Source organism: Stenotrophomonas sp. WED208 (assembly GCF_040984485.1).
Taxonomy (GTDB): Bacteria; Pseudomonadota; Gammaproteobacteria; order Xanthomonadales; family Xanthomonadaceae; genus Stenotrophomonas; species Stenotrophomonas riyadhensis.
Map to the genome: position 1 here is coordinate 309,570 of NZ_JAZARB010000002.1, position 14,347 is coordinate 323,916.

At 65.0% G+C, this 14,347-nt stretch carries 9 protein-coding genes; 5 read left to right on the forward strand and 4 right to left on the reverse strand.

Annotation, left to right across the window (positions count from 1 at the left end; translation table 11 throughout):
- Positions 1-38: 38 nt before the first annotated feature.
- The 4 genes from gyrB to dnaA form a co-directional block, all read right to left on the reverse strand.
- Positions 39-2,498 (reverse strand): DNA topoisomerase (ATP-hydrolyzing) subunit B, encoded by a 2,460-nt coding sequence (gene gyrB, locus VPH47_RS20985; RefSeq protein WP_368851735.1) that lies wholly within the window; start codon positions 2,496-2,498, stop codon positions 39-41.
- A gap of 112 nt (positions 2,499-2,610) precedes the next feature.
- The gene (gene recF / locus VPH47_RS20990; RefSeq protein ID WP_110710621.1) at positions 2,611-3,705 is read right to left on the reverse strand and encodes a DNA replication/repair protein RecF; all 1,095 of its coding nucleotides are present in this window, start codon (positions 3,703-3,705) and stop codon (positions 2,611-2,613) included.
- Positions 3,706-4,697: 992 nt separating this feature from the next.
- Complete coding sequence (dnaN, locus tag VPH47_RS20995; RefSeq protein WP_005411731.1) at positions 4,698-5,798, reverse strand: DNA polymerase III subunit beta; 1,101 nt, start codon at positions 5,796-5,798, stop codon at positions 4,698-4,700.
- Positions 5,799-6,073: 275 nt separating this feature from the next.
- Positions 6,074-7,405, reverse strand: coding sequence for a chromosomal replication initiator protein DnaA (gene dnaA / locus VPH47_RS21000; protein ID WP_005411730.1), 1,332 nt, complete (start codon positions 7,403-7,405; stop codon positions 6,074-6,076).
- A 255-nt stretch (positions 7,406-7,660) separates the two neighbouring features.
- Between dnaA and rpmH the strand changes: the two genes are divergently transcribed.
- From rpmH to mnmE, 5 genes are all read left to right on the forward strand, one after another.
- Positions 7,661-7,801 carry a 50S ribosomal protein L34 gene (gene rpmH / locus VPH47_RS21005; protein ID WP_005411729.1) on the forward strand — a complete coding sequence of 47 codons (141 nt, stop codon included), beginning with the start codon at positions 7,661-7,663 and terminating at the stop codon, positions 7,799-7,801.
- 5 nt (positions 7,802-7,806) lie between these two features.
- Positions 7,807-8,301 carry a ribonuclease P protein component gene (gene rnpA / locus VPH47_RS21010; RefSeq protein WP_014039039.1) on the forward strand — a complete coding sequence of 165 codons (495 nt, stop codon included), beginning with the start codon at positions 7,807-7,809 and terminating at the stop codon, positions 8,299-8,301.
- Complete coding sequence (gene yidC / locus VPH47_RS21015) at positions 8,301-10,016, forward strand: membrane protein insertase YidC (RefSeq protein WP_368851736.1); 1,716 nt, start codon at positions 8,301-8,303, stop codon at positions 10,014-10,016. Before rnpA ends, yidC begins: the two co-directional genes overlap by 1 nt.
- 115 nt (positions 10,017-10,131) lie before the next feature.
- Entirely contained in the window at positions 10,132-12,804 is a 2,673-nt protein-coding gene (locus VPH47_RS21020; protein WP_368851737.1) for a polysaccharide deacetylase family protein, read from the forward strand.
- Between the two features lie 3 nt (positions 12,805-12,807).
- A complete protein-coding gene (mnmE, locus tag VPH47_RS21025; protein ID WP_368851738.1) occupies positions 12,808-14,157 on the forward strand; it encodes a tRNA uridine-5-carboxymethylaminomethyl(34) synthesis GTPase MnmE in 1,350 nt (449 codons plus the stop codon).
- Positions 14,158-14,347 lie beyond the last annotated feature (190 nt).

The following is a 14,347-nucleotide window of genomic DNA, read 5'->3' on the forward strand; positions in this document are numbered from 1 at the left end:
GGCGCGCCTCCCCGCGCACCGGCCGTCACCAGATTGTGTCAGATATCCAGGTTGGCGACCTTCAGTGCATTGTCCTCGATGAAGTCGCGGCGCGGTTCGACCACATCGCCCATCAGGGTGCTGAAGATCTGATCGGCGGCGACGGCATCTTCGATGCGGACCTGCAGCAGCCGGCGCGTTTCCGGGTTCACAGTGGTGTCCCACAGCTGCTCCGGATTCATTTCACCCAGACCCTTGAATCGCTGGATCTGGCGGCCGCGCTTGGCCTCCTCGAGCAGCCAGTTCTGCGCCTTGGCAAAGCTGTCCACTTCGATCGACTTGGCGCCACGCGAGATGGTCGCGCCTTCGCGGACCAGGCCGTGCAGCAGCTTCGATGCCTGGTGGATCGCGCGCAGTTCACCGCTTTCGAAGGCCGACATCGGCAGCACCTGGATGTGCTGTTCGCCCATGTGGCGACGGGTCACCAGCACCGCTGCAGGGCGCTCGTCATTGGCTTCCTGCAGCTCCAGGCTGAAGCGCGGGCTGCCCAGGCTGCCCTGGTTGAGGCGCTTGGCCAGTGCATCCAGGCCTTCGCCTTCGCCAGCGCTGCGCAGGCTGTCCAGATCCATCGGCACGAAATCAACGAGCGCTTCGAGCAGGTTGCGGTCGTAGCGGTGCGCGTTGCGTTCGATGGAATCGAGGGCGGCAGCATAGGCCAGCAACAGCTTCTCCAGCGCCAGGCCTTCGATGCCCGGTTCGCCGGTGGCGGGCACCAGTGCGGCGTTTTCCACGGCGCTGCTGGCCAGGTAGCTGTCCAGGGCCGGGTCGTCCTTCAGGTACAGCTCCTGCTTGCCCTGCTTGATCTTGTACAGCGGCGGCAGGCCGATGTAGACGTAACCGCGCTCGATCAGCTCCGGCATCTGACGGTAGAAGAACGTCAGCAGCAGGGTGCGGATGTGGGCGCCGTCGACGTCGGCGTCGGTCATGATGATGATCTTGTGGTAACGCAGCTTGTCCGGGTTGTACTCGTCACGGCCAATGCCCGTGCCCAGCGCAGTGATCAGCGTACCGACCTGGTCGGAAGACAGCATGCGGTCGAAACGCGCGCGTTCCACGTTGAGGATCTTGCCGCGCAGCGGCAGCACCGCCTGGTTCTTGCGGTTGCGGCCCTGCTTGGCCGAGCCACCTGCCGAGTCACCCTCGACGATGAACAGTTCGGACAGCGCCGGATCCTTTTCCTGGCAGTCGGCCAGCTTGCCCGGCAGGCCGGCGATGTCCAGCGCGCCCTTGCGGCGGGTCAGGTCGCGGGCCTTGCGCGCCGCTTCACGTGCACGCGCGGCGTCGACGATCTTGCCGGCGATCGCCTTGGCTTCGTTCGGGTTCTCCTGCAGGAACTCTTCCAGACGCGCACCGAAGGCGTTTTCCACCGCCGGACGCACGTCGGAGCTGACCAGCTTTTCCTTGGTCTGGCTGGAGAAGCTCGGGTCCGGCACCTTCACCGACAGCACCGCGATCATGCCTTCGCGCATGTCGTCGCCGGTCAGGTTGATCTTGGCCTGCTTGGCGATGCCGTTCTGCTCGATGTAGCTGTTGAGCACACGAGTCAGCGCACCGCGGAAACCGGCCAGGTGGGTACCGCCGTCCTTCTGCGGAATGTTGTTGGTGAAGCAGTACATCGTCTCCTGGTAGGAGTCGGTCCACTGCAGCGCCACATCCACGACGATGCCGTTGTGCTCGCCGGTGACCGAGATGACGTTCGGGTGCAGCGGGGTCTTCAGCTGGGCCAGATGCTCCACGAAGCTGCGGATGCCGCCTTCGTAATGGAAATCATCGCGACGGCCATCGCCACGCTCGTCGGCAAGGACGATCTTGACGCCGGAATTCAGGAACGACAGTTCGCGCAGGCGGCGGGCCAGGATGTCGTAGTGGAATTCCACGTTGTCGTGGAAGGCGACGGTCGACGGCCAGAAGCGCACGGTGGTGCCACGCTTGGTGGTGGCTTCCAGCTTGGCCAGTGCGGTCACGGCTGCGCCGTTGCTGAATTCCTGCTGGTAGTGGGAGCCGTTCTGGAACACGTCCACCAGCAGCTTCTGCGACAGCGCGTTGACCACGCTGACGCCGACGCCGTGCAGGCCGCCGGAAACCTTGTAGCTGTTGTCGTCGAACTTGCCGCCTGCGTGCAGGACAGTCATGACCACTTCGGCGGCGGACACTTCGCGACCGAGCTTGGCACTCATCTGCTCGTGCTTGCCGGTCGGGATACCGCGGCCGTTGTCGGATACCGAAACCGAGCCGTCGGCGTGGATCGTCACTGCAACGTGGTCGGCGTGGCCGGCCAGCGCTTCGTCGATCGAGTTGTCGACGACCTCGAACACCATGTGGTGCAGACCGGTGCCGTCATGCACGTCGCCGATGTACATGCCGGGACGCTTGCGGACAGCCTCCAGGCCTTCCAGGGCGGTAATGCTGTTGGCGTCGTAATTGCCGTTGTTTGCCGGGGTGTTCTGTTCGTCGCTCATTGCGCTTGCCGTAGGCTCCGCAGGTCGGGCACCGCTTGGGGCGATGCGCCGAGAATGAAAGGATTCCAACCCGAATTATACCAGCCGGGGTCGAGCGGCCCTGGTGTGCCCACTATGGCACAGCCACGATCTGTGCATGTTCCACGTGGAACCGGGCGATGTGGGTCAGTTCTTCCAGCGCCGCCGGCGTTTCGGTGGCGGTGATGAAGATCTGTGCCGGTCCATTGAGCAGGCGCTCCAGAACCCGCGCCTGGTGGGTGCGATCCAACTCCGAGGCCAGATCATCCAAGGCGATCACGGGCCATTCGCCGCGTTGTTCCGCATAGTCCTCGGCCTGGGCCAGCAGGCAGGCCAATGCCGTCAGCTTGGCCTGGCCGCGGGACAACGCATCACGACCCGGGATGCTGTGGAAATCCACACTCCAGTCCGCCCGGTGGGGGCCGACCGAGGTATACCCGGCCTGCCGGTCACGTTCCCTGGCGAGAAGCAGGGCATCCGCCAGGGGAAGCTCATGCCGCCGCCAACCGGGGCTCAGCTCCAATCCCTGGATACCGAGTTGCGGAGCCAGGCTCGCGGCCAGGCCCACGGTGCGCTGCTGCAGGCGTTCCAGGTAGTGCTGCCGACGGCTGGTCAGCGGTTCTCCGGCCTCGGCCAACTCATGATCCCAGGTATCGAGCATCCGCGACGGCCCGCCTTGCTTGAGCAGGGCGTTGCGCTGCTTCAGCGCCCGGGAGTAGCGGCGCCACAGGGACAGAAAATCCGGTTCCACGTGGAACAAGCCCCAATCGAGGAAGCGGCGGCGGGGCTCACCACCACCGCTGACCAACGCATGGCTACCGGGCTCGAAGGTCACTACCGCCAGCGCTGCGCAGAGATTGCCCAGCTGCGCGACATCTTCGCCGTCCAATCGTCCCTTCCAGTCCTGGCCACTGTGGCGCAGGCCAGCCTTGCGGCGGTGGGGCGGGTGATGGGCACGCTGTTCGTCCCATTCCACGAAGATCTCCAGCGCTTCCTGGCCCTGGCGCACCAATCCATCGCGGACCCGACCACGGAAGCTGCGCCCATACGCCATCAGGTGGAGGGCTTCCAGCACACTGGTCTTGCCGGCACCGTTGTCACCGGTCAGCAGGTTCAATCCTGGCTGGGGCGACAGGTCCACCGCACTGAAGCGACGCAGTTGGTGCAGGGCGAGGCGGCGGATAAGCATGGGGCGCGAAGGACCATCCGCACGGGGCGGTAGAGGGGGCGGGGAATCCATCAGCTTACTGCATCGGTCAAGCCGGACGGGCCCTGGGCGGCTGCCATGCCGGAGGGGGGAACGAAGCGGAGATCCGGATCGCGTGTTCCACGTGGTGGCGCTTCAACGAAGGGCACGATCACCGGTCTGAAGCCCCTGGAAATCCTTCAAATCTGCAGCGGGAGGCAGGGTATGGCCCCTCAGAATTCAACGATTCCAGGCCCTGTGTCCGGCCCCCGTGCGCACCACGTTTCCGCAGTCGCCGTAAATGGCCCGCAGATTCCTTGAAATCTGCGATGCCGTCTCCTGGACGGTTCCACAGATTTCAAGGAATTCACGCCGTCCGTTTCACGCTGTCCACAGCGGCCATGTATGACTTATACACAAGGTATGGGCAATCTGTGGATAAAAAAGCCATTTTGACCAGGCTCTGAAACTATCCACAGGTTCCCCCCCAGCCTGAGGGGCCTCTATACAGGGGGTTTCAGGTGTATAAATACCTTTTAAATCATGGAGATAAGGCATTTTTCCACGAGATCTGGCCCTACCATCACCACCATGCTTTAGATTTATACCCAGATTTAGAAGCTAGGCTCGGCCCGATCTGACCCGAACCAGAGCTGTGGACAGTGGCGTTTCCAGAAGCGGCAACGAAGATGCAGGACGTCCATTCCACCTGCTCGCTGATGGGCAAGCGGGGCACCGAAGCTTGATCCTGGAATCCGGCAAGCGCGGCAGAACAATGCGGTTTGATCCTCTGACCATGGCCTGTTGCCCAGCTGTTTCAGTTCAAAGGTTTCAGAAGGATCGTTCGGAGACATCAAGCATCCCGTGACCGAGGACATCCACTCGGGCAGGATCCATTTCACGGGTTCGCGTTCGATGCTCCACGTGGAACCAGCAAAAAAAACGCCCGGGAAGATCCCGGGCGTCGTTCGGTTCCACGTGGAACAGCGCAGCGGTCAGAGCCGCAGCGGCATCACCACGTGGCGCGACTTCTCGCTGCTGGATTCACGCACCAGCGCCGACGAGTTGGAGTCGCGCAGCTGGATGATGACTTCCTCGTCGCGCAGGGCGGAAAGGGCGTCCAGCAGGTAGTTCACGTTGAAGCCGATGGCCAGATCGCTGACCGTGGTGTCGGCTTCGATCTCTTCCTGGGCTTCTTCCTGTTCCGGGTTGTGCGCGCTGATCTTCAGGTTGCCCGGCGAGACTTCCACGCGGATGCCGCGATACTTCTCGTTGGACAGGATCGCGGCGCGCTGCAGCGAGGCACGCAGTGCTTCGCGATCAACCTTCACTTCGCGGTCGGCACCGATCGGGATCACCGCTTCATAGTCCGGGAAACGGCCGTCGATCAGCTTCGAGGTGAAGGTTACATCGTCGCGCTTGACGCGGACGTGGCTGCGGCCGACTTCCAGCTCGATCTCGCGATCGCCGCTCTCCAGCAGCCGCTGCAGTTCGGTCACGCCCTTGCGCGGCACGATGATCTGGCGCTTGGAACCACTGGGCTTGGCCAGGTCGGTTTCACACAGCGCCAGGCGGTGGCCGTCGGTGGCGACGGTACGCAGGGCATCGCCGCGCAGATCGAACAGCAGGCCGTTGAGGTAGTAGCGCACGTCCTGCTGGGCCATCGCGAACGCGGTGCGCTCGATCAGTTCCTTCAGGGTCGCTTCGCCGATGGCCACGCGCTCGGTGGCTTCCACTTCGTCAACCGACGGGAAGTCGTTCGAGGGCAGGGTGGCCAGGGTGAAGCGGCTGCGGCCGGCCTGCACGGTGATCTTGTCACCGGTCTGCGAGACGGTGATCCGGCTGCCGTCGGGCAGAGCACGGATGATCTCGAACAGCTTGCGGGCGGGGATGGTGGTTTCGCCGTCCTGGGCATCTTCAACCGCGATCCGCGACACCATCTCCACTTCCAGGTCGGTACCGGTCAGCGACAGCTGGCCGTTCTGCACCTGGACCAGGAAATTGGCCAGAACCGGAAGGGTCTGGCGGCGTTCGACCACGTTGACGACCTGTGCCAACGGCTTGAGAAAGGCTTCGCGCTGCAGTGTGAAACGCATGTGGTTCCGTGCCCCTATGCTTTAAAAAATGTGGAATAAATCAAAAGCTTGGTGGTGCTGGTAGAGACAGAATCGCTGGAAAACAACGCTAAGTCTTTGTAAATAAAAGAGTTTCAGGCATCGAAACCCTCTGTATTACCGACCCCCAGGGGGTGGGGAAAGCTGTGGATAGATCTGGCGCCATTTCAAACGCCATTTTTATCCACAACGTGTCCCGCGCTTGCTACCGGATTCTGCACCGTTTTGTGCGATGACGCCTCATCGGCATCCGTACATCATTCGCTCAGCTTCCGGATCAGCTTGTCCCAGTCCTCGCGGAGCTTGCCGTCGGTTTCCATCAGGGTCCGGATCTGGCGGCAGGCATGAAGCACCGTGGTGTGATCGCGACCGGCAAAGGCATCGCCGATCTCGGGCAGGCTGTGCTCGGTCAGTTCCTTGGTCAGGGCCATGGCGACCTGGCGCGGGCGGGCCAGCGAGCGGGTCCGACGCTTCGACAGCAGATCCTTGATCTGCAGGCCGTAGTAGTCGGCAACGGTTTTCTGGATGTTGGGAATGCTGATCGCCTGCTGCTGGGCGCGCAGCAGGTCGCGCAGGGTTTCCTGGGCGAATTCGGTGGTGATCGCGCGGCCGGTGAAATTGGCGCGGGCGGTCAGGGTATTGAGCGCACCTTCGAGGTCGCGCACGTTGGAGCGCATCTTCTTGGCGATCAGGAACGCAACATCATCGGGAATCTCGGCACCGCGCTCGCGTGCCTTGGCCAGCACGATCGCGGCGCGGGTCTCGAAGTCCGGCGGTTCGATCGCGACCGACAGGCCCCAGGCAAGCCGCGATTTCAGGCGCGCTTCCAGGCCCTCGACTTCGCGCGGATAGCGGTCGCACGTCAGGATGATCTGCTGCTTGCCATCGAACAACGCGTTGAAGGTGTGGAAGAACTCTTCCTGGGTGCGGTCCTTGCCGGCGAAGAACTGGATGTCATCGATCAGCAGCGCGTCCACCTGCTGGAACTGGCGCTTGAACTGATCCATGGTCTTTTCCTGCAGGGCCCGGATCATCGCGCTGAAGAACTGTTCCGAACGCAGGTACAGCACCTTCGCACCGGGATTGGCCTGGCGCATGGCGTTGCCGGCGGCGAACATCAGGTGGGTCTTGCCCAGGCCGGTGCCTCCGTACAGCAGCAGCGGGTTGTGCGCGCGGTCGCCCGGCTTCTGCGCTGCCTGGAAGGCGGCGGCCAGGCCCAGCTGGTTGCTGCGGCCTTCAACGAAGTTGGCGAACGTGTAGTGATTGTCCAGGTTGCCGGCAAACGGCACCTGCGGTTCACTGGATACATGCGCCGATGGCGTGGAAACCGGCGCGTTCTGCGCCTCCACAGGGCGCGGGCGCGAGCCGATTTCAAGAAAAACGTCGCTGAAACCGGCGAAATGCGCCAGCAGTTCGCGGATCCGGGCCAGGTACAGCTCGCGGACCTGGTCGACGATGAAGGCATTCGGTGCATACAGCACCAGGCTGTCCACGCGCAGATCGGCCTGCAGCGGCTTCAACCAGGTATGAACGTCTTCCGGCGGGAACTCCGCTTCGAGGCGCTCGAGACTACGGGACCAAGCATCCATCAGCAATAATCGTCCGGTGGCCGGGGCATGGACGCGACAAGGCGCCCAAACACAGGCCGGAAAGGGGGGAAATGGATGGCTCAGACTACCACCGAGCGCCTGCCTTCGGAATGCTTGTCCCCTACTTATTCACAAAAACATCCACAGCTATTGCACAGCCCAGTGAATTCGCGTAGCTGCCAGGGGTTGACTTGGGGCGGGGTACCTCTCTAGAATTTCCGGTTCTTTCCGTCCCATTCATACGAGAGGCCCCCAATGGCCACGAAGCGCACCTACCAGCCCAGCAACCTCAAGCGTAAGCGCGACCACGGCTTCCGTGCCCGTATGAAGACCGCTGACGGCCGCAAGATCCTGTCGCGTCGCCGCGCCAAGGGCCGCAAAGTCCTGAGCGCCTGATTGCCATGCCGCACCTCGCGGCAGACGCAATCCCTTCGACAGTGAATACTGCAGACCCGCGCAAGCGATTCCCTCGCTCTGCGCGGGTTCGCACGCGTGCCGAATACTCAACGGTCTTCAACGGCGCCCGCCGTGTGTCCGATCCGCTGATGACCCTGCACTGGCTGCCGGCTGACCGGCCGGCCAGGCTGGGTCTGGCGGTTTCCCGCAAGGTTGATCCGAACGCCGTCGGGCGTAACCGGATCAAGCGCGTCCTGCGCGACATCCTGCGTCAGACACGTACCGATATCCAGCCAGGCGACTTTGTCGTCGTGGCTCGTAGTGCTGCGCGTTCCGCCAGCAACGACGAGATCCGCCAGGCCTTCCTGCGCCTGCTGCGTCGCCTGCGTGCATTGCCCGCGCCGGGCGTGGACGGCACAATGCCGCCGCCTGATGGCATCGCAACTCCTTCTTTGACCGAGCCGGCATCGCGTCCCGGCCCCGCCGAGCCTGTCCGCTGATGAACCAGACCCGCGTATTCCTCATTTTTGCCTGGCTGATGGTGGCCGTGCTGCTGTGGATGGAGTGGAGCCGTGAAAAGGCTGCTCCGACCCCGGCTCCGACGACGACGTCGGCCCCGGCCGCCGCACAGAGCGTTCCGGGTGCGACCCCGGGTGCGATCCCCAGCGCCCAGGTGCCGGGCGCCCCCGGCCAGGCCACCGTGCAGGCCCAGGCCAGCGCTACCCCGGCCAGCCAGCGCGTGACCGTCACCACCGACGTGCTGCGCCTGGTGCTCGATGGCGGCCGCGTGCTCGACGCCGAGCTGCTGCACTTCCCGCAGACCAAGGACGAAGGCAGCCCGCCGGTTCGCCTGCTGACCGAAGATCCCGCGCATCCGTACAGCGCGATCAGTGGTTGGGCCAGCGAAGACAAGAACACCCCGGTGCCGGGCGCCGACGGCTTCAAGCTGGTCGGTGACACCACCGACTTCGTGCTGGCCAAGGGCCAGAACGAACTGCAGATCCCGTTCGTGTGGACCGCCGACAATGGCGTGACCATCAAGCGCACGCTGACCGTCTCGCGCAACGAGTACGCCGTGCGCTTCAAGGATGAAGTCAGCAACGCCGGCGCCGCACCGTGGAACGGCTATGTCTACCGCACCCTGGACCGCACCCCGACCATCCTGTCGCGGAGCATGACCAACCCGGATTCGTTCAGCTTCAACGGTGCCACCTGGTACGACAACGACAAGAAGTACCAGCGTCGTGCGTTCAAGGACTACCTGGACGACGGCACGCTGAACCAGAACATCACCGGCGGCTGGCTGGCGATGCTGCAGCACCACTTCTTCACCGCCTGGATCCCGCAGAAGGACCAGACCGCGCATTACGTGCTGTCGCAGGTGGCCGGTCGTGACCTGATCGAAGCGCGTGGCCCGGCCTTCACCGTGGCCCCGGGCCAGTCCACCAGCACCGAAGCCCGCCTGTGGGTCGGCCCGAAGCTGGTCAACCTGATTGCCAAGGAAGACGTGCCGGGCCTGGACCGCGTGGTCGACTACAGCCGCTTCTCGATGATGGCGGTGATCGGCCAGGGCCTGTTCTGGGTGCTGAACCAGGTGCACAAGCTGGTCGGCAACTGGGGCTGGGCGATCGTCGGCCTGGTGGTGCTGCTGAAGCTGGTGCTGTACCCGCTGTCGGCGACCCAGTACAAGAGCGGTGCCAAGATGCGCCGCTTCCAGCCGCGCATCGCGCAGCTGAAGGAACGCTATGGCGATGACCGCCAGAAGTTCCAGACCGCGATGATGGAGCTGTACAAGAAGGAAAAGATCAATCCGATGGGCGGCTGCCTGCCGATCCTCATCCAGATGCCGATCTTCTTCGCCCTGTACTGGGTGCTGGTGGAATCGGTCGAACTGCGCCAGGCGCCCTGGTTCGGCTGGATCCAGGACCTGACCGCACGCGACCCGTACTTCATCCTGCCGGTGATCAACATGGCAGTGATGTGGTTCACCCAGAAGCTGACCCCGGCACCGGGCATGGACCCGATGCAGCAGAAGATGATGCAGTTCATGCCGCTGGTGTTCGGCGTCATGATGGCCTTCATGCCGTCCGGCCTGGTCCTGTACTGGGTGGTCAACGGCGGCCTGGGCCTGCTGCAGCAGTGGTGGATGACCAAGCGCCATGGCGGCGAGCCGGTCCCGGCCACCACCGCGCCGGCCCCGGTCAAAAAGAAGTAATCGGTAGAGCCGGCCGCTGGCCGGCTGACCCCAGCAGAAGCCCGCCGCAAGGCGGGCTTTTCGCATGCGGCGTTAGAATCGCCGGCACACCGTTCCTCCCACCTTCGAGTCCACCATGCCGCGTGCGTCGTCGTTCCGCCTGTTCCTGCCCTCGCTGTTGTTGACGCTGGTTGTTGCCGGCTGCGGCGACAAGGATGCGAAGGCGCCGACGACCACGGTCACCCAGCCCAGCGCGCAGGCCGCAGCCGCCGCCGATCCGGCCGCGGCACCGCTGCTGGCTGCGCTGCAGAAGCAGCTCGACGGCTACCGCCGGATCATCGTGCTGCTGGCCGATGAGGACCAGCAGTCGGCCGCCGACCGCAGCACCTCCACGCGCGTGGGACAGCAGCTGTTCCACGATGGCCTGGAACAACGCTCGGCGATCGCCGCGCAGTTCGACACCCTGCTGCGCGGTACCAGCCCGCAGCGCTTCGCCACCCTCGGCACCGTGCTGGACTACATCGAGTCGGCGCCGGAACTGTTCGACGCTGACCGCCTGGCCTTCCGCGAAGTGCTGCGTGATCTGCATGAGCGCATTGGCACGGATTCGTCGCTGCCGGCGGTGAAGCTGCACCAGCGCGTCGGCGAGGATCTGGAGGCGCTCGACGAGATCGAGCGCAACTACAACCAGGAACTGACCCGCATCTTCAGCCGCTTCGAGCGCACCCGTGCCATCGAGCTGAAGCGTGAGAAGTGGGACGACTACATCGCCCACCTGCACAAGGACTACAGCCGCGAAGCGATCCTGCGCGACTATGGCGTGATCGAGCCGTACCCGATGTCGATGAAGGACAGCGACCGCGAGATCTTCGGCCGCGACCTGCCGGCCAAGACCGTGGTGCTGACCTTCGACGATGGCCCGCACAAGGCCTACACCGATGAAGTGGTGGCCATCCTCAAGCGCTATGACGTGCCGGGCGTGTTCTTCGAGGTAGGTCGCAACCTGGGCAAGGTCGAGGCCGACGGCAAGGTCAGCCTCGGCCCGATGGCGAAGATCAGCCGCAACCTGATGGAAGAGGGCTATGCGGTCGGCAACCACAGCCTGACCCACGCCCAGCTGTCGCGCACCACCGGGGATGCGCTGCGCCAACAGGTACTCGACACCGACACGCTGCTGAAGGACGTCGACAGCAAGCGCGCGCCGCTGTTCCGCTTCCCGTACGGCGCGCGCAACGCCGAAGGCCTGCAGTTGCTCAACGAGGCCGGGCTGAAGTCAATCATGTGGAACATCGACTCGATGGACTGGGCCGACCCGGTACCGGAGTCGATCGTGCAGCGCGTGCTCGACCAGGTGAACAAGGAACAGCGCGGCATCATCCTGTTCCACGACATCCACGACCGTGCGGTAAAGGCGCTGCCGCAGATCCTCGACCGGCTGATCGCCGATGGCTACCAGTTCGCCGGCTGGAATGGCCGCGAGTTCACCGTTGCCCGCGCGCGCAAGGGCGAGGCCAGTGCCGCCACCGTCACCACCGGCTACGAGAAGTCCTGGGCGATCGTGGTCGGCATCGACACCTACGCCAAATGGCCGAAGCTGGAGTACGCCAGCCACGATGCGCAGGCGGTGGCCGATACCCTGACCGGGCAGTTCGGCTTCCCGTCCTCGCAGGTGATCGTGCTGAAGAACGAGCAGGCCACCCGCAACAACATCCTGGCCGCTTTCCACGACCGCCTGGCCGACGACCGCACCGGCAAGAACGATCGCGTGTTCGTGTTCTTCGCCGGCCATGGCGCGACCCGCCAGCTCGCCTCCGGGCGCGACCTCGGCTACATCATCCCGGTCGATTCGGATCCGAAGGAATTCGCCACCGACGCGATCGCGATGACCGACATCCAGAACATCGCCGAAAGCATGCAGGCCAAGCATGTGATGTTCGTGATGGATGCCTGCTACAGCGGCCTCGGCCTGACCCGTGGCGGCCCGTCGTCGTCGTCGTTCCTGCGCGAGAACGCGCGTCGCAGCGCGCGGCAGATGCTGACCGCCGGCGGCGCCGACCAGCAGGTGGCCGATGCCGGCCCGAACGGTCACTCGGTGTTTACCTGGGTGCTGCTGCAGGCGTTGGCCGGCAAGGGCGACCTCAACGGCGATGGCCTGATCACCGGTACCGAACTGGCCGCCTACGTGGCGCCGGCGGTCTCGGCGGTCTCGCACCAGACCCCGGCCTTCGGCAGCCTGCCCGGTTCGCAGGGCGGCGAGTTCGTGTTCCAGGTGCCGGACAGCCAGGAATTCCTCAACGCCGATACGCGCCAGCTGACCGCCGATGCGATCGCGCTGAACAACAAGGTGGATGCGGCCAGTGAGGCCAAGGGCAGCCAGGCACCGGTGACCGTGGCCGACCTGCAGGGTGGCAAGGCCAAGCTGGTGGTGCCCACCGCCGGCCCGGCATCCGACCGCCAGCGCGCGCAGCAGGCCAACGACCGCGGCCTGCAGCTGTACCGCGAGAAGCAGTACGACGAGGCGGCCGCGCAGTTCACCGAGGCGCTGAAGCTGCGCCCGGACTTCGCCCAGGCCGCCAACAACCTCGGTTTCGTCTACTACCGCCAGCAGCGCTATGCCGAAGCCGCGCGCTGGCTGGAGAACACGCTGAAGATCGACCCGTCGCGTGCGGTGGCCTATCTCAACCTGGGCGATGCCTACTTCAACGCGGGCGACAAGGCCAAGGCCAAACAGGCCTACACCACCTACCTTGCGCTGCAGCCGCAGGGCAGTGGCGCGGCGCAGGCACGTGCGCAGCTGGGGAAGCTCTGAGCGATGAACGACGCGATCCGTACCGACACCATCGTGGCCATCGCCAGTGCGCCCGGCGCCGGCGGTGTCGGCCTGCTGCGCCTGTCGGGCCCGCGCGCTGCAGCGATTGCCAATGCGCTGGGCGCACCTGCATTGCGTCCGCGCCACGCGCACTACGCGCGCCTGCGTGATGCCGATGGCGAGGTCATCGACGATGGCATCGTGCTGTGGTTCCCGGCACCGAACAGCTTCACCGGCGAAGAGGTGGTGGAACTGCAGGGCCATGGCAGCCCCGTGCTGCTGCAGCAACTGGTCGCGCGCTGCATCGCGCTCGGTGCACGCCAGGCGCGCCCGGGCGAGTTCAGCGAACGCGCGTTCCTCAGCGGCAAGCTCGACCTGGCCCAGGCCGAGGCCATCGCCGACCTGATCGCCGCGGGCGACAACCGTGCCGCGCGCGCTGCCCGCCGTTCGCTGGACGGCGTGTTCTCGCGCCGCATCGAGGCCGTGGTCGAACAGCTGGTGCTGCTGCGCATCCATGTGGAAGCGGCCATCGACTTCGCCGACGAACCGCTGGATACCCTCGGTGGCGCGCAGGTGCGCCGTGGCCTGGAACAGGCGCGCGGCGATCTTGCTCTGCTGCGGCGGGATGCCGAACGCGGCCGTCGCCTGCGCGACGGCCTGCACGCGGTGCTGATCGGTCCGCCGAACGCGGGCAAGAGTTCATTGCTGAACGCGCTGGCCGGCAGCGAGCGCGCCATCGTCACCGACATCGCCGGCACCACCCGCGACACCCTGCGCGAGACCATCCGCCTGGATGGCCTGGAACTGACCCTGGTCGACACTGCGGGCCTGCGCGACGGCGGCGACGCCATCGAACGCGAAGGCATGCGCCGCGCGCACGTGGAAATCGAGCGTACCGACCTGGCGCTGATCGTGCTGGATGCGCGCGATCCGGCTGCGGGTGAAGCGGCGCTGGGCGATGCCGTGGCGGCGGTGCCGCACAAGGTCTACATCCACAACAAGTCGGATCTGCTGACGGCGCTGCCGACGCTGGACGATCCGGACCGCGTGTTCGTTTCGGCCGCCACCGGCGCCGGACTCGAAGATCTGCACGCGCGCCTGCGCTCGATTGCGTCGGCCGGGGCAGGCGAGCAGGTGGACGGCGAGTTCTCCGCGCGCACCCGCCACGTCGATGCGATCGAACGTGCGCAGGAACATGCGCAGCGCGCCGATGGTGAGCTGGCGCATGAGCACCTGGAGCTGGCCGCCGAGGAACTGCGGCTGGCCCACGATGCGCTGGGTGAGATCACCGGGCAGATGAGTGCCGATGACCTGCTGGGAAGGATCTTCTCCAGTTTCTGTATTGGCAAGTGAGGCTGGGGCCAGATCCCCGAAGGGGCTCCGACCCCGTCATCGATCAACCGCGTGGCTCATGCTCTGGCAGGTGCCAACCTTCGCTCTGGTAGGTGCCAACCTTGGTTGGCACAGGGCGTCCGGGGTCATGGACGCCGGCTGGCAGAGCGCCGACCAAGGTCGGCGACTACCGGATCCATGGGGTCCCCCG

Bases quoted from the DNA above. Each gene is read 5' to 3' on its own strand.
- gyrB (WP_368851735.1), bottom strand. From the start codon at position 2,498: ATGAGCGACGAACAGAACACCCCGGCAAACAACGGCAATTACGACGCC.
- recF (WP_110710621.1), bottom strand. From the start codon at position 3,705: ATGCTTATCCGCCGCCTCGCCCTGCACCAACTGCGTCGCTTCAGTGCG.
- dnaN (WP_005411731.1), bottom strand. From the start codon at position 5,798: ATGCGTTTCACACTGCAGCGCGAAGCCTTTCTCAAGCCGTTGGCACAG.
- dnaA (WP_005411730.1), bottom strand. From the start codon at position 7,405: ATGGATGCTTGGTCCCGTAGTCTCGAGCGCCTCGAAGCGGAGTTCCCG.
- rpmH (WP_005411729.1), top strand. From the start codon at position 7,661: ATGGCCACGAAGCGCACCTACCAGCCCAGCAACCTCAAGCGTAAGCGC.
- rnpA (WP_014039039.1), top strand. From the start codon at position 7,807: ATGCCGCACCTCGCGGCAGACGCAATCCCTTCGACAGTGAATACTGCA.
- yidC (WP_368851736.1), top strand. From the start codon at position 8,301: ATGAACCAGACCCGCGTATTCCTCATTTTTGCCTGGCTGATGGTGGCC.
- VPH47_RS21020 (WP_368851737.1), top strand. From the start codon at position 10,132: ATGCCGCGTGCGTCGTCGTTCCGCCTGTTCCTGCCCTCGCTGTTGTTG.
- mnmE (WP_368851738.1), top strand. From the start codon at position 12,808: ATGAACGACGCGATCCGTACCGACACCATCGTGGCCATCGCCAGTGCG.